This is a genomic window from Sorangium sp. So ce426 (assembly GCF_051475585.1).
GTDB lineage: Bacteria > Myxococcota_A > Polyangia > Polyangiales > Polyangiaceae > Sorangium > Sorangium cellulosum_B.
Genome location: NZ_CP150341.1, coordinates 1131586 through 1145491, shown reverse-complemented (window position 1 = coordinate 1145491; position 13906 = coordinate 1131586). Strand labels below are relative to the sequence as shown.

Genomic DNA, 13906 nt, shown 5'->3' with positions numbered 1-13906 from the left:
TGGACGACACGGCGCCCTCTCAAGAGCCCCTGTGTGTGTTGGCGCTCCATGTAATGTAGAGGATCGCTGTGGGCCGCCTTTCGCTCCAGCAGGACGACGGCTCGCTCACGCGCCCGATGCCCTGCCGAGGGGCCCTCGACACGCCCGAACACCGAGGCGCGCTCGGGTCGGTGATGGGCCGAGCATCACGCCCGTGGCGGAGGCCCGTTCGCCGGCGCGATGGCCATCAGCCGATCCGAGCAAGAGAGCATCGATTCCGCTGGATTCTCCGCTCCCCAGGCGAAGCCATCGACGAGGCTCTGCGCGCCTGCCCTCGCCTGCCGTACCGCCTCGGCCTTGCACCCAGGCGTGAACACCCTCCTCTTTCTCCGTTCGATCGATGCCTCCCGGTGACGTCGAGGTGTCCACGAAAGCAGGGGGAGGACCGTTCCTGCCCGGCGCGCTTTAAGCTGCGCGCCATGCTGGACATCGATCGCCGCACCTTCATCGCCGCCGCCGCGGCCTCCGGGCTGCTCGCCTCGTTCCCCCGCCTCGCCAGGGGCGCGGCTGGCAAGGCCGTCGACCTCTCTGAAGCTGCCGGTCAACCTGGTGGTGGTCGCCGAAGGGGAAGAGGAGCTCGGCTCTCCGCATTTCTCGCAGGTGGTGCGGAACGATGACGTGATGAAGGCGCTCGCGAGATGCCAGGGCGTGATGATGCCGGCGGCGGACCAATCGCTGTCGGGCACGGTCAACGTCGTCCTGGGCGCGAAGGGCATCGTCTACGTCGAGCTGGAGGCGAGCGGCGAGGCGTGGGGGCGCGGCCCCCGCGACGGGGAGATCCACTCCAGCATGAAGGTGGTCGTCGACAGCCCGGCCTGGCGGCTGGTGCAGGCGCTCGGCACGCTGGTCTCGGCGGACGGCAACGAGCCGATGATCGACGGCCTCACCGACGCCGTGCGCCCGGTCTCGAGCCAGCAGAAGAAGCTGCTCGACGACCTGTCGGCGCGCTGGGACGACGCCGACTGGAAGAAGGCCTTCGGGGTCGACAGGTGGGTGAACGACCTCGACGAGCGCGCCATGCTCGAGCGCTACGTCTCGCGCCCGTCGGTGAACATCGACGGCCTCTATGCCGGCTACATCGGCGAGGGCTCCAAGACCATTTTGCCGCACCGCGCCTTCGCCAAGATGGATATCCGCCTGGTGCCGGACATGACCGCATTGGACGTGCTCGCCAAGCTGCGCAAGCACCTCGACAGGCGCGGTTACAAGGACATCGCTATCAAGAACATCGGCAGCTACGACCCGACGGACACCGCGCTCGAGGCGCCGCCCATCCAGACCCAGCTGGCCGTCTACAAGGCCGCGGGCCTGGCCCCGGTGATCTGGCCGCGCCTCGCCGGCTCCTGGCCCGGCTACCTCTTCACGGGAAAGCCGCTCGAGCTCCCGGCCGGCCACGTCGGCCTCGGCCACGGCTCCGGCGCCCACGCCAAGGACGAATACCTCGTCATCGAGCCCGCCGCCGGCAAGAAGTACCTCGGCCTCGACGGCGCGACCCGCTCCTTCGTCGATTTTCTGTTCGCGCTCTGAAGCCCTCCGAGCTCCTGACAGCGCTACTCGTCGAACGCCGCGCCCGCGATGACGTCGCAGAAGTGGATGGGTCGAAACCCGTCGAGCCTGCGCTCGCCGACGTCGGCCACGACCGGCGAAGTGGCCGCGGCCGCCTCGTTTCGGCGGAGCAGCCCGCAGAACGCGGAGGTCATCGCCTCCTTGAAGCCGAGCCGCGGGTAGCGCCGGAGCGCCTCCTCGACGAGCCGATCGGGCAGGAGCGTCAAGGGCGCGTAGCCGACGTCGATGGCCGCGCCCATCTGGCAAAGGGCGATCTCGGGGCGCTTTCGCTGGGGTATCACCGTGGTGGTGTGCAGGGCGATCGCGTCCCAGACGATCTCCTGCTCGCGCGCGCCGACCCCGCGCGCGGCCAGGAAAGCCCTGGCCGCGTCGGCCCCCTCGACCTCGAAGCGCGTCTCGACGGGGGCCGAGTCGGTGAGGCCCAGATCGTGGAACACACACGCCAGATAGAGCAGCTCGCGGTCGTACGACAGGCCCATGTGCCGCCCCAGCGCGTCGCCGAAGACGTACGTGCGCGCCACATGGTTGAAGAGGAACGGGGCGCTGACGGCCCTGGCGTGCTCGGTCGCCTCGACACAAAGGGCGCTGTCCGGAATCTCGGGTAACTCGATCGCTTTCATTGGCTCCTCCCGGGTTTGCTTCGGACTGGCTCGGGACGTCATGAAGCGCCGTCACCGCGGCGCCGCGCCCGAGCTCGCCGGCGGGCTCGGGCGCGGCGCCGCGCCGCCGGCGCCCCGTCAGTGGGTACCAGACGGCGCGTCTGTCCCGAAAGACAATGAAGCTGCAAATTCGGCCACGGCCGACACACTCGCTCTGTCGCGCGCGCGGCCTGTCGACCTGGTTCCTCGCCTTCCCCGACCCCGAGCTGCTCGTCCGAGCGGCCCCTCGCGCGCCCCTCCGGTGGGTCGCTTGAGCCAGCCGCCGCCACGCTCTATCCTGGTCGCCGGCGATGCTGCTCGGACACGACGCGCTCAGGAACCTCTGCCGGGCGCGGGACCTGCTCTCCGAGGTGCGCGAGTCGAGGTTGTCGATCGAGGACGTGGCGCGGGAGGTGGCGATCTCGCCCTACCACTTCATCCGGCAGTTCGAGGCGGTGTTCGGCGTGACCCCGCACCAGTACCGCATCCGGCGGCGCCTTGATCTGGCCAAGCAGCTCCTGGCGGCCGGGCATCACTCGGTGACCGACGTGTGCATGGAGGTCGGGTTCTCCAGCCTCGGCAGCTTCAGCGCGCTGTTCGCGCAGCGGATCGGCGTGCCGCCGTCGGCGTACCGGCGCCGCGTGCGCGCGATGGTGCAGGTGCCGGGGAGGCTCCCGTGGGAGCTCGTCCCCGGCTGTCTCACCCTGATGGGCCGGCTGCCGCCGGGCGCGTTTCGCAGTTTTCGAGAAGCATGAGCCGGGCGGCCCTGGCAGAGTCGGCCCGAACCGTCAGCTCAGCGAGGCGATCGATGAGGATCAAGCTCAACAGCATCATGGTCGAGGACCAGACACGCGCGCTCACGTTCTACACGGAGGTGCTCGGCTTCAAGAAGAAGAACGATTTCCCGGTCGGCGAGTACCGGTGGATCACCGTGGTCTCGCCGGAGGGCCCCGACGACGTGGAGCTCGTGCTGGAGCCGAACGCCAACCCGGCAGCCAAGACGTTCCAGCAGGCGATGTTCGCGCAGGGCATCCCGCTCACCGCGTTCGAGGTGTCGGACCTCAAGGCCGAGTTCGCTCGCCTCAAGGAGCACCAGGTCGCGTTCACCCAGGAGCCCACCCCGATGGGCCCGGTCATGATCGCGGTGTTCTCGGACACCTGCGGGAACCTGATCCAGCTGTATCAGCCGCTCTGATACCCCATCGCCAGGGCCATCCCCGGCCCTGATAGGGTATCATCCAGGGACGCGCGGCTCGCGAGGCATTGCGCGCGTCACCGCGTCGGCGCTGGCTCGGGCTCGGGCACGGGCTTGATGTCGCGGTCCGGATCGCGGTCTCGACGACACGGGCCGAGGTTCTTCAGCAGCTCGACGGGCAGCGCCACGTCGACCGAGAAGCGCCCCTCCTCCGGCTTGCTCGCCCAGGGAGCGCGCCGCGCCTGCGTCTCCACCTTCGCGTGGTCGAGCAGCTCGGCGAGCTCGTCATTGTCTTCGCGCATCGCGTTGAGCCGCCCCATGGAGAGCGCGGCGCCGAACAGCTTCGACAGGTCCTCCATCTCCTGGCCAGGGGGGCCGGCGACCTCGGCGACGACGGCGACGTCCTCCGAGGCGTCGACGTGGATCTCCACCCGCTGGACGGTCTCCCGGATCCGCTCGGCGAGCTCGTCCTGCTCCGACGCCAGCATCTTCGAGAGATCGTCGGGCGACAGCACTCCATAAACGTCGCTGTAGGCCTGGTGTTCCTGGAGGATGGAGCCCTGCGCGGGATCGGTCGATTCGAGTCGATCGATCGCGTCCTCGACGAGATCGGGCTCGGCGCGCGGGTTCAAGAGCAGGACGTCAGGCCCCCACGTCGCGACGACCCTGCCCGTGTCCTTGTCCTCGTAGAGGATGCCTTTCTCCCCGTACGTCCGCGTGGTCCATCGCTCGCGCTCGAACGTTGCGCCCTCGAACGATCCCTGGAGCACCATGAGCCCCGCGCTCGACGAGGCGACGCGCTCCACGTCCTCCAGCACGTCGATCCCGAATCGGTCCTTCAGGCGCGCGACGCCGGCGCGCTCCTCGCCGCGCGACAGCATGCAATCGAGCCAGATCTGCATGATCGGCGACTCCTTGAGCGCCTCGATCTCGAACACCATGGCCGAGTGCTTCGGATCGGCGGGCAGGGCGGCGAGCACCGGGTCGCGCGTCCATTGCGGCGCTTCGACGCCAGGCGGCGGGGCAGACAGCGGCGGCAGGGTGCGGCGGCGGCTGGCGCGCTCCATCTCCGCCGGCTTCGGATAGCGCGGAAACTCGATCTTCCGGGGCCGGACCGTGGGCTTCTCCTTGTCACCGCGCGACATAAGCCACGCGGCGAGCGCGAGCAGGACCATCGCCGCCGCGAGCCACACGCCCCGCTTCTTCATCGGTCTCATCGGGTCGTCACCCCCACCCAGGCGCCGCGGAGCTGCCGATGTCGATCGCTTACCGCCTCGTCCAGCATCGCCGCTCCACCCTAGAAATCCTTCTCTTCGAACACGTGGATGCCCACCGCGAGCGCGGCCAGGCCGAAGATGAGCAGCCCCGCCACCTGGCTGGCGAGCACATCCGCCTTGATCGCCGTCGCCACCGCGATGTCCGCCGACGCGTCGGCGAGCGCCGACACCCGCGGCAGCACGAGCGTCGCCGCGCGGAAGGCCCCGCGGGCCAGGCCAGGCTCGAAGAACGAGTCGAGCTGCTCCCGGTACCCCGCGACGATGCCGAGGATGAACAGCGCGATCCCCACCGCCGCGGACAGGGCGGCGCTCCGCACCATCACCGCGGTCGTGAGCATCGCCCCGTAGATGCCGGCGAACGTCACGCTCGCGAGGAGCGCCGCCACGATCGGGCTCGCCATCCACACGCCCGCCCTCAGCCCGAAGATGACCGTGATCCCGAGGGCGCCGTACAGCGTGCTGAGGAGCGAGAGCGCGAGCACGCCGAGGAACGTGCCGAGCAGGAGCTCGAACCGCCGCACGGGCAGCGAGAGCAGGTGCTCGATGCGCCCCGGCGCCAGCAGGCTCGGGCCGAAATCGGCGCAGGAGACGATCCCGAACGCGAGCCCCCCGTAAAACAGCACGTACGAAAGCGCCCGGCTGACGTAGCGGAGCGCGACGTCGACCGAGCGGATCTCACCGCGGCCGAGCTCCTTGCCGAAGAGCCGCGTCGCCGCGAGCGCGCCGTCCACCACCTCGAGCTGCAGCGCGCCCCCGATCACCACGAGCGCCATCGTGACGCCGATCCCGAGGGCGAGGAACCACCGCCGCGACGAGGCCTCGCGCAGGAGGTCGCCGGCGACGCTCAGCGCCGCCCTCACGCCGCACCTCCGCGAGCGCCGCCCGCGCCCAGCGCCTCCGCCAGCACGTCCTCCAGGTCGCGCAGGTCCCGCGACAGCTCGACGAGCAAGGCGCCGGCGCGCCGCGCCTGGTCGAGCGCCTCGTTGAGCGCCGCGGGGCTCTCGGCCTCCAGGCGCCATGCCCCTTCCCCGTCGGCCGGGCGGAACCCGAGCGCGGCGAGCCTCGCCGCGTCGGCGCCGTCCGCGAACCGCGCGCGGTACGCCGTCTCGCTGCCGCACAGCGCGACGAGCGCGCCCTCGCGCACGAGCCGCCCGCCCGCGAGGATGCCGATGCGGTCGCAGATGCGCTCGGTCTCCGACAGGAGGTGCGAGTTCAGGAACAAGGTCGCCCCCCGCGCGCGCTCTTCGCCCAGGATCCTGCGGATCTCGGCCCGGCCGAGCGGGTCTACGCCGTCGGTGGGCTCGTCGAGCACGAGCAGCTCCGGCTGCCCGAGCAAGGCCGCGGCGAGCCCGAGGCGCTGCCGCATCCCCTTCGAGAACCCGCCGATCTTGCGGTCCGAGTCGACCCCGAGCCCTACCCTCTCGACCAGCGCGCGCAGCGCGCCCTCGCCCGGCGAGAGGCCCTTCATGCGGGCCACGCTCGCGAGGAACTGCCGCGGCGTGAACGCGCTGGGCAAGAAGAGCCGCTCCGGCAGGTACCCGATCCTGGCGCGCACGCCCGGGTCCTCCGGCTCGCCGCCGAGCACGCGCACGGCGCCGCTCGTGGGGCGCACAACGCCGAGCAGCGTCTTGATGAACGTCGTCTTGCCCGCGCCGTTCAGGCCGATGAGCCCGAACGCGGCGCCGCGCTGGATGGCGAGGTCGAGGCCCGCGAGCGCCGTCTGCCCGCCGCTCCGGCGGAAGAAGCCGCGGTAGACCTTCCTCACGGAGGACGCTTCGATGGCGAGCACGGCGGCGTAGTCTGGCCGGCCGACCGCCGCACGCAAGTGGAATGCCCGAGGAGAGAGAGTGGAGCTGGGATCCTCCAGCCGCGACGGCGCGACCAGGCCCGCGCCGAGTCGACCTCGAAACACGGGTCCAGAGCAGGACACATCGAGAGCGAGCGGGAAGTGAAGGCGCCCCGGAGGCGTTCCGGCCCCATCCTCCGCCCGCGGGCAGCGTCAAGCGCCAAGGAGCACGTGGTTATGACAGACCATGTCCGACCGGGTCCACGCCTCGATCACGCCCCGTCCTCTCCAGTTCTCCACAGGGGTTCTCCACAGGAGATCCCCTGGATAACAGCTGGATTCTGTCGATTACCTTTGCCGCGCGCGCCTCCTCTCGTCATGGCCACTCGCGCGGCCCGGAGGAGCCCGGCGCCTCCGGGTGAACCGCGCCCGATCACTCTCGTAAATATTCGTAATAACTACACTTTTTCGACCCACGGCGCATCCGTCCGCCCTCGACAGGCTGGGACAATGTCCGTCCGACCGATCCCTTTCCCGACGGGTCGAAGATGACTATCCATGGTAGACACCAAGGACGCGGCGCGACGGCGTGTCTCTCGTACGACGCGTGTCGATGGCGCGCCGGAATGCTTCGTTTTGCAGGAGACTTCATGGAAAAGATCTCGCTGACGTACTTTGTCGACTTCGTTCTCAAGGCCGGCACGCCCAAGCTGACCGGCGTCAGGGAGTTCAAGGAACGGAAGGACGAGCTCTACACGGACTTTTACAGGCAGGTGCGAGAGGCGATCGTCGACATGCACAGGAGCGGAAAGCCCACCAGCGTGCTCGACGGCTTCCTCGCCGCGCAGCACGACGAGCGGCGCCGCCGCATCTACCCGTCGGTGGTGAATGGATATCGCAAGTTCCTCGCCTCGACGAAGATGACGTGGTTCGAGCCGCCGGCGTCGACGTACCGCCTGGGCGATCTCGAGATCAACGTGAATCCGGAGCTCGGGCTCGTCATCGACGGGACGCCCCACGTCATCAAGATGTATTTCCGCGGCGAGCCGCTGTCGTCCAAGCGCGTCTCGGTCGTGCTGAACCTGCTGATGAACGGCCTCGCGGAGAGCACGCCGGGCGGCGCCTTCGCGGTGCTCGACGTGCGGAACGCCAAGATTCACACCTTCAAGGTGCCGAACCCGCGTCTCAGCCTGCTGCTCCGCGGCGAGGCGGCCTCCTTCGCCACCATCTACACCGGGCTGTGATGCTGTGATGGGCTGTGATCGCGGCGCCGCCGAGCGAGGCGGCGCCGCGCAGCGCGGACATCACGCCACGTCAGCTGTCGATCACCTTTCCGGGGTTGAGGATGCAGCCCGGGTCGAAGGCGTGTTTGATGCGGCGGTGCAGCGCGAGCGACGCCGCGCCGAGCTGGCGGGTGAGGAGGCCGCGCTTGAGCGTGCCGACCCCGTGCTCGCCGGTGATCGTGCCGCCGAGCTCGAGCGCCTGCGCCATCACCTCGTTGAAGGCCGCGACCGCGCGCGCCTCGGCCGCGGCGTCCTTTCCGTCGAACACGACCAGAGGGTGAAGGTTGCCGTCGCCCGCGTGCGCCACCGTCGCGATGGTGGTCTGCGTGGCGGCGGCGATCGCCTCGATTCGACGGAACATCTCCGGCAGCTGCGGCAGCGGCACGGCGACGTCGTCGACGAGCACCGTGCCCAGCTCCGCGAGCGCCGTGAGCGCGAGGCGGCGCGCGGTGAGCATCATCTGCCCCTCGCTCTCGTCCTCGGTGGTGGCGATCACCGCCCCGCCGGCGGCCTCGCAGGCCTCCTGCATGCAGGAGAGCTCGGCGGACCCGGGCGCGTCGCTCTGCGCAATCAGCATCGCGGCAGCCTCGGTATCGAGGCCGAGAGGGCGGTAGCGCTCGACGGCGCGGATGGCCGTGCGGTCCATGATCTCGAGCATCGACGCGTCGACCGACCGGACGATCGCCGCGACCGCCCGGCCCGAGGCCTCGAGCGAGGTGAACGTCGCGACGAGCGTGGTCGCCGGCGGGGGCCGCCGCCGCAGACGCAGCGTGATCTCGGTGATCAGCGCGAGGGTGCCCTCGGAGCCGACCAGGAGCCGCGTCAGATCGTAACCGGCAACGTCCTTGCGGCTCCGGCCGCCCGTGCGGAGCACCGTCCCGTCGGCGAGGACCGCCTCGAGGCCGAGCACGTAATCGGACGTGACACCGTATTTCACGCAGCACAGGCCGCCGGCATTGGTGGCGACGTTGCCGCCGAGGGTCGAGACGGCGTAGCTCGACGGGTCGGGCGGATACCACAACCCCCGATCGTGCACGGCGGCCTTGAGCTCGCCGTTGAGCACCCCCGGCTGGACGACGGCGAGCATCGCCGCCTCGTCGATCGCGAGGATGCGGTTCATGCGCTCGAAGCTCAGCACCACGCAACCGTCGCTGGCGGTCGCCCCGCCCGCCACCCCGGTCCCGGCGCCGCGCGGCACCAGCGCGGTGCGGTGCCGGGTCGCCCACTGCGCAAGCGCCTGCACCTCGGCGGTCGAGGCGGGCCGCGCCACCGCGACGGGCCAGCCGCCAGGCGCCCAGAGGGCCTGATCGCGGCGATAGCCCTCCAGGATGTCACGATCCGTCACCAGGCGGTCGCCCAGGATACGAGCAAGTTCGTCGAGCGGGCTCATGTGCCGTAGAACTCCGAGAGGTGCGCCCTGAGGAGCGTCGCCGCCGACTTCGCGTTACCGCGCTCGATCGCGCGCAAAAGCGCCCGGTGCTCCTCGACCACCCGCGGGCGGATCGCCGCGAACGAGCGCGGCCTCAGCGCCTCTTCGAGGTGGAGCCGGATGCTGTCCTTGACCGCGACCATCACGAGGGCGAGCGCCTGGTTGCCAGAGGCCGCGACCAGCGCGACGTGAAACGCGATATCGACGTCGTGAAACTCGGTGGGCGAGATCTGCTCCCGCTCCATCGCCTCGAGCGCGGCGCGCGCCTCGTCGAGGTGAGCGGCGACCGGCGCCGCCGCCGAGCGGGTCATCGCGGCGGTCTCGATCGCGACGCGCAGCTCGATGAGGTCCGGGAGCGACACGTTCCGGAGCTGGACCACGTGCGTGAGCGCCTCGCAGAAGCGGTCGACCGCCGCGTCAGGGCTCGCGGCCTGCATCGGCGAGGTCCGGCCGCGCGACGCGAGCAGCCCCTGCGCCTGGAGGTGGCGGAGCGCCTCGCGGATGGTCGCGCGGCTGACCCCGAACTGCTGAGCGAGCTCGCGCTCGGGCGGGAGGCGCTCGCCTGACGACAGCGAGCGACTGAGGATCGCGTCGCGGATCTGGTCGGCGACGTCGACGTAGATCGCCGAACGGGACACCGTCCGGAAGCGAGGGGTACTGGTCATGCTGTCCGTTGGTCAGACCAACGTACCGGCGGCAATGCTCGCCGTCAAGATAGAATCGGGAATCCATGCCGGTCAGGTGGGGGGCCCGGAGGGATGATACGCTCGCCCGGGAGTGGTCCGGTCGCGAGAACGGGGGACAGCCCGCGACCCGCCTCGCCGGCCTCGCCGCGGCGAGCGGCGCCATCATCGAACATCCCCCGCGAGCGCTCGCACCCGGTCCCGGAGCCAGGTGAGCGCCGGGTGCATGGCTGTCCTGTGGTGCCACGCCATGACGATGGCGAAGCCCGGCACGGGGACGGGGGGCGGAAGGAGCTCCAGCCGGTCGGCGCGGTCGCGCGCCAGGCGCTCGGGGACGAGCGCCGCCATGTCCGAGCGCGCCACGAGCTCTGGCACCATGAGGAACGAGGGCACGGACATGACCACCCGCCGCTCGCGCCCGAGCGCCGCGAGCGCGGCGTCGGTCGCGCCGGTGAAGCCGCCGCCGCGCGGGCTCACCACCACGTGGTCGAGCGCGCAGAGCTGGTCGAGGCTGATGGTGCGCGACACCAGCGGGTGATTGCGCCGGACGATGACGACGAAGCGCTCGTCGAGCACCTTCCTGCTCCGGAGGTGCTCGGGCGCGAGCTCGGGCGTCAGCACGGCGAGGTCCACCTCTCCGCGCTCCACCTGGCCCGCGAGCTGGGCGACGTCGAGGGCTCGCCACGCCAGCCGCACGCCCGGCGCCTCGCGCCGGAGCTGGAAGGCGAGCGGCATCAACAGCGCATATTGCACGTAGTCGGACGCGGCGATCGCGACCGTCAGCTCGGACGTCGCGGGATCGAAGCCCGCGCCGGCGGCGACCACGGCGCGCACGCCCTCCAGCGCCTCGTGCAGCGGCGCCTGCAGCTCCAGCGCGCGCCTCGTGGGCGTCATGCCGCGCTGCGCGGGGACCAGCAGCGGGTCGCCGAGGAGCTCGCGCAGCCGCTGGAGCTGCGCAGACAGCGCCGGCTGGCTGAGGTTCAGGCGCTTTGCAGCCCTCGTCACGTTGCGCTCGGCGAGCAGCGCGTCGAGCGCGACGAGCAGGTTCAGATCGAGGCGGCTGCTATCCACCGGGTCGATAGCAGCACAGAAGAACCGTGACTTCAACGATGCCGGGGAGAGACCTAGTTTCCTGGGCATCCACCCGGCCGCACCCGGGCCTATCCGCTGATTCACTGCAGGAGGAGACGAACACGCTCCTCGGAAAGGACATGCCATGAAGGTCCTCATCGTCTACGCGCATCCCGAGCCGCGCTCGTTGAACGGCGCGCTCCGCGACCGGATGGTCGCGACGCTCACCGCCGCCGGGCACGAGGTGCTCGTCTCCGACCTTTACGCGCAGGGCTGGAAGGCAGCGCTCGACGGCGTCGACTTCCCGGCCGAGCCGGCGGGCGCCCCCCTGCGCGTCATCGAGGCCTCCCACCGCGCGTTCGAGCATGGCACGCAGACGCCGGACGTGGCCGAGGAGCAGCGGCGCCTCCTCTGGGCCGACGCCGTCATCCTCCAGTTCCCGCTCTGGTGGTTTTCCATGCCGGCGATCCTGAAGGGCTGGGTCGAGCGCGTCTTCGCGCACGGCTTCGCCTACGGCGTCGGCGAGCACTCGGACCGGCGCTGGGGCGATCGTTACGGAGAGGGCGTGTTCGCCGGCAAGCGCGCCATGCTCGCGCTCACCGCCGGCGGCTGGGCCGACCACTACTCGGAGCGCGGCATCAACGGGCCGATGGACGACCTGCTGTTTCCGATCCAGCACGGCATCCTCTTCTATCCCGGCTTCTCGGTGCTGGATCCCTTCGTCGTCTACCGCGCCGAGCGGATGGACGAGGAGCGATTCCGGGCGATCGCGAACGATCTCGATCGGCGCCTCGAGCGGCTGTTCGTCGACAGGCCGATCGCCTACCGACCGCAGAACTACGGCGATTACGAGATCCCGTCAATGAAGCTGAGGGAGGGGCTCGGCAGCGCTGGGCAGCAGGGCTTGAGGCTGCACCGGTCATAGCTCTCGCCCGCAGGCTGTGGAGCGAAGAGGGAGCTGCTCGATGAAAATCTATGACATGGAAGCGACGCCGAACGCGGCCCGCATTCGTATCGTCCTCGCAGCCAAGGGCTTGAACGAAACGGTGAAATTCGAACGTGTGGACCTAATCTCCGCTGCACAGAAGCAGCCGCAACTCCTCGCCAAGAACCCGACCGGAAGACCCCGCTTCTCGCGCTGGACGACGGCTTGATCATCTCCGAGTCAACCGCGATCACGGAGCACCTGGACAACCTCGATGGAACCCCCTTGTTCACGGGGAGGACACCTCGAGAGAAAGGCGTCATCCACATGATGACGCTCGGCCCGTCCGCACACCAATGAGGCCCAGCTCGTTCAGCGTTCACCGACGTGCGGCTGAAGTACCAAGCCCATCATCGAGAGCCGCCGCGCGCCGTCTCAGAAGTCATACTGCCTGAAATAATCGACGTTAACGTAGGTCCCGCCGCTGACCGGCTCCTTCTGGTTCAGGACTTTCACCATGACAGTATGCACACCGGAGGGCATGTCATGCAGCGTGAGCTCACAATGATACACATTGCCTGGGTCATACAAGCTGATGGTGCCCAGACACTGTCCATCCCAGTACATCGCCGCCTTGCCGGCGTTCCTCATCTTGTGGTAGCCGTAGGTTATCGTCGATGACCATCCGCCCGTGGTGTTGAAGGTATGGGACACCTTGTTCCCGCCGATGTTGGTGATATGCTGTGTCGCCACATGGAGCCCGAGCCCGGGCGTCTCGGCCTTCCATGGGGACGAGTACACGACGTCAGAGCTCGTGTCATCGACGAAGGTGGACTCGGAGTCGTTCACGCTGCCGTTACACTCCGTGAAAGCCAGTGGGAGCCACGTGAGCTCCGCCCCATCGGAGCCCTCAGCAGCCTCCGAGAGCCCTCTCTACGGCGTCGTCAGCTCGGCCAGGCCGTCCTCGAAAGTGGCTTGACTCATGCAACCCGGCGCGATCAGCATAAGGGCTGCGAGGGCAGCCATACGAGTACCATCTGACAACATCACACACCTCCTTGAGAAGCGGACCTCATGGTGACGAAGAGGGTGGCCCCGAAGGATCCTGCCGGCGTCAGGCCATAGCCCTTCGGGCGCCGCGCTTGGATCATCGAACTTGGGCCTAAAGCTCGCACGCCAACTGGCACGAGCCGTAGGTGACCGTGCTGGGGCCCGCGCACATGTACATCCCCGTCCCAGGGAAGTACATCTTCGTCCAAGTCACGGTCTTTGCGCGGGACTTCCCTCCACCGCAACTCTCGCAGCTCCGCGCGGAGCAGTTCGAGTCCAAGGCCTCCGAGGCCTCCGCGATGTCCTCTGCCTCGGACTCGCTGGCCGTTTCGTTGACCTCCCCGCTTGCCTCGGGATCGGGGTCGGCCGCGACAGCGCAGCCTCCAACGACGATGCTGGCCAACAGGATCGTGATTGCAATGCTCTTCATGGAACCCTCTCCAGGAGGCAAGCCGAGGGCGGCTCCGACGATCCTGCGCGGTAGATCCGCGTCTCCTGGACCGAGAGCCGCCTGTCGCCAGCGGGTGCCTCATCCTCTCGCTGGCGTCGACCGCACCATTGACCATCGCAGCCTCCGTGCCAGCTTCACGGAAGACGTGGTCGGCGCCAGGGATCGAGCTCCGCGAGGCTGTCGGCAATTCGTGTCGCAGTCGACTGCCCGAGCCGGGCAACAACCCCGTCGCCGACGCAGCGAAGGCGCCCGCGCACCCGTCGCGGGGCCCCGCTGAACCGCTGAACCGCTCGAGCAACGATTGCCTACGTCAGCAAGACTTGCGTACGCCCCGCGCGCCAGGTGCGCAGGTCTTGCCGTTCCCAGGTGAGCCGCGTGGCGGGCGGCTCGGCCGAGCGCCCGCGACGTCCGCGGGCGCGCCTGCCGCGCCCGCGGCGGCGGCGAACCGTCGCGGTCCGTCGGGTCAAGCTCGCGGTCCGATCGGAGATCCACGTCTCCGTGCGGTCGTTCAGC

General features: G+C 69.5%; 14 protein-coding genes and 1 pseudogene. 6 read left to right on the top strand and 9 right to left on the bottom strand.

The annotated features are described in order from the left end of the window. Positions 1 to 588 precede the first annotated feature (588 nt). A complete protein-coding gene (locus WMF44_RS04265) occupies positions 589 to 1566 on the top strand; it encodes a peptidase dimerization domain-containing protein (protein ID WP_437297841.1) in 978 nt (325 codons plus the stop codon). A gap of 23 nt (positions 1567 to 1589) precedes the next feature. Here the strand turns inward: WMF44_RS04265 and WMF44_RS04260 are convergent, their stop codons facing one another. Further along, entirely contained in the window at positions 1590 to 2225 is a 636-nt protein-coding gene (locus WMF44_RS04260; protein WP_437297840.1) for an HD domain-containing protein, read from the bottom strand. 329 nt (positions 2226 to 2554) lie between these two features. On the opposite strand from WMF44_RS04260, the gene WMF44_RS04255 reads away from it, so the two are divergent. Continuing rightward, a complete protein-coding gene (locus WMF44_RS04255) occupies positions 2555 to 2998 on the top strand; it encodes a helix-turn-helix transcriptional regulator (protein WP_012233393.1) in 444 nt (147 codons plus the stop codon). A gap of 53 nt (positions 2999 to 3051) precedes the next feature. After that, the gene (locus WMF44_RS04250) at positions 3052 to 3438 is read left to right on the top strand and encodes a VOC family protein (protein ID WP_437297839.1); all 387 of its coding nucleotides are present in this window, start codon (positions 3052 to 3054) and stop codon (positions 3436 to 3438) included. A gap of 77 nt (positions 3439 to 3515) precedes the next feature. On the opposite strand, the gene WMF44_RS04245 is transcribed toward WMF44_RS04250, so the two are convergent. From WMF44_RS04245 to WMF44_RS04235, 3 genes are all read right to left on the bottom strand, one after another. After that, positions 3516 to 4655 carry a hypothetical protein gene (locus tag WMF44_RS04245; protein ID WP_437297838.1) on the bottom strand — a complete coding sequence of 380 codons (1140 nt, stop codon included), beginning with the start codon at positions 4653 to 4655 and terminating at the stop codon, positions 3516 to 3518. Between the two features lie 80 nt (positions 4656 to 4735). After that, positions 4736 to 5575, bottom strand: coding sequence for a hypothetical protein (locus tag WMF44_RS04240; RefSeq protein ID WP_437297837.1), 840 nt, complete (start codon positions 5573 to 5575; stop codon positions 4736 to 4738). After that, positions 5572 to 6504, bottom strand: coding sequence for an ABC transporter ATP-binding protein (locus WMF44_RS04235; protein ID WP_437297836.1), 933 nt, complete (start codon positions 6502 to 6504; stop codon positions 5572 to 5574). Before WMF44_RS04235 ends, WMF44_RS04240 begins: the two co-directional genes overlap by 4 nt. Positions 6505 to 7151: 647 nt before the next feature. Here WMF44_RS04235 and WMF44_RS04230 point away from each other — a divergent pair. Further along, a complete protein-coding gene (locus WMF44_RS04230) occupies positions 7152 to 7745 on the top strand; it encodes a hypothetical protein (RefSeq protein WP_272093450.1) in 594 nt (197 codons plus the stop codon). Between the two features lie 70 nt (positions 7746 to 7815). Here the strand turns inward: WMF44_RS04230 and WMF44_RS04225 are convergent, their stop codons facing one another. From WMF44_RS04225 to WMF44_RS04215, 3 genes are all read right to left on the bottom strand, one after another. After that, positions 7816 to 9174 carry an FAD-binding oxidoreductase gene (locus tag WMF44_RS04225; RefSeq protein WP_437297835.1) on the bottom strand — a complete coding sequence of 453 codons (1359 nt, stop codon included), beginning with the start codon at positions 9172 to 9174 and terminating at the stop codon, positions 7816 to 7818. Then, positions 9171 to 9878, bottom strand: a complete 708-nt coding sequence (locus tag WMF44_RS04220; RefSeq protein ID WP_437297834.1) for a FadR/GntR family transcriptional regulator — start codon at positions 9876 to 9878, stop codon at positions 9171 to 9173. Before WMF44_RS04220 ends, WMF44_RS04225 begins: the two co-directional genes overlap by 4 nt. 183 nt (positions 9879 to 10061) lie before the next feature. After that, complete coding sequence (locus WMF44_RS04215; protein ID WP_437297833.1) at positions 10062 to 10967, bottom strand: LysR family transcriptional regulator; 906 nt, start codon at positions 10965 to 10967, stop codon at positions 10062 to 10064. Between the two features lie 145 nt (positions 10968 to 11112). Here WMF44_RS04215 and WMF44_RS04210 point away from each other — a divergent pair, with 145 nt between their 5' ends. After that, positions 11113 to 11892, top strand: coding sequence for an NAD(P)H-dependent oxidoreductase (locus WMF44_RS04210; RefSeq protein ID WP_437297832.1), 780 nt, complete (start codon positions 11113 to 11115; stop codon positions 11890 to 11892). Between the two features lie 40 nt (positions 11893 to 11932). Continuing rightward, positions 11933 to 12225: pseudogene (locus tag WMF44_RS04205) on the top strand (glutathione S-transferase N-terminal domain-containing protein); the annotation flags it as partial. Positions 12226 to 12327: 102 nt separating this feature from the next. Here WMF44_RS04205 and WMF44_RS04200 read toward each other — a convergent pair. Together WMF44_RS04200 and WMF44_RS04195 are read right to left on the bottom strand one after the other, a co-directional pair. Then, entirely contained in the window at positions 12328 to 12741 is a 414-nt protein-coding gene (locus WMF44_RS04200; protein WP_437297831.1) for a hypothetical protein, read from the bottom strand. A 313-nt stretch (positions 12742 to 13054) separates the two neighbouring features. After that, positions 13055 to 13372 carry a hypothetical protein gene (locus WMF44_RS04195; RefSeq protein ID WP_437297830.1) on the bottom strand — a complete coding sequence of 106 codons (318 nt, stop codon included), beginning with the start codon at positions 13370 to 13372 and terminating at the stop codon, positions 13055 to 13057. Between the last annotated feature and the right edge of the window lie 534 nt (positions 13373 to 13906).

Excerpts from the sequence above, each read along its gene's own strand:
- WMF44_RS04245 (WP_437297838.1), bottom strand. The coding sequence starts at position 4,655 with ATGAGACCGATGAAGAAGCGGGGCGTGTGGCTCGCGGCGGCGATGGTC.
- WMF44_RS04250 (WP_437297839.1), top strand. The coding sequence starts at position 3,052 with ATGAGGATCAAGCTCAACAGCATCATGGTCGAGGACCAGACACGCGCG.
- WMF44_RS04225 (WP_437297835.1), bottom strand. The coding sequence starts at position 9,174 with ATGAGCCCGCTCGACGAACTTGCTCGTATCCTGGGCGACCGCCTGGTG.
- WMF44_RS04260 (WP_437297840.1), bottom strand. The coding sequence starts at position 2,225 with ATGAAAGCGATCGAGTTACCCGAGATTCCGGACAGCGCCCTTTGTGTC.
- WMF44_RS04195 (WP_437297830.1), bottom strand. The coding sequence starts at position 13,372 with ATGAAGAGCATTGCAATCACGATCCTGTTGGCCAGCATCGTCGTTGGA.
- WMF44_RS04220 (WP_437297834.1), bottom strand. The coding sequence starts at position 9,878 with ATGACCAGTACCCCTCGCTTCCGGACGGTGTCCCGTTCGGCGATCTAC.
- WMF44_RS04210 (WP_437297832.1), top strand. The coding sequence starts at position 11,113 with ATGAAGGTCCTCATCGTCTACGCGCATCCCGAGCCGCGCTCGTTGAAC.
- WMF44_RS04255 (WP_012233393.1), top strand. The coding sequence starts at position 2,555 with ATGCTGCTCGGACACGACGCGCTCAGGAACCTCTGCCGGGCGCGGGAC.
- WMF44_RS04230 (WP_272093450.1), top strand. The coding sequence starts at position 7,152 with ATGGAAAAGATCTCGCTGACGTACTTTGTCGACTTCGTTCTCAAGGCC.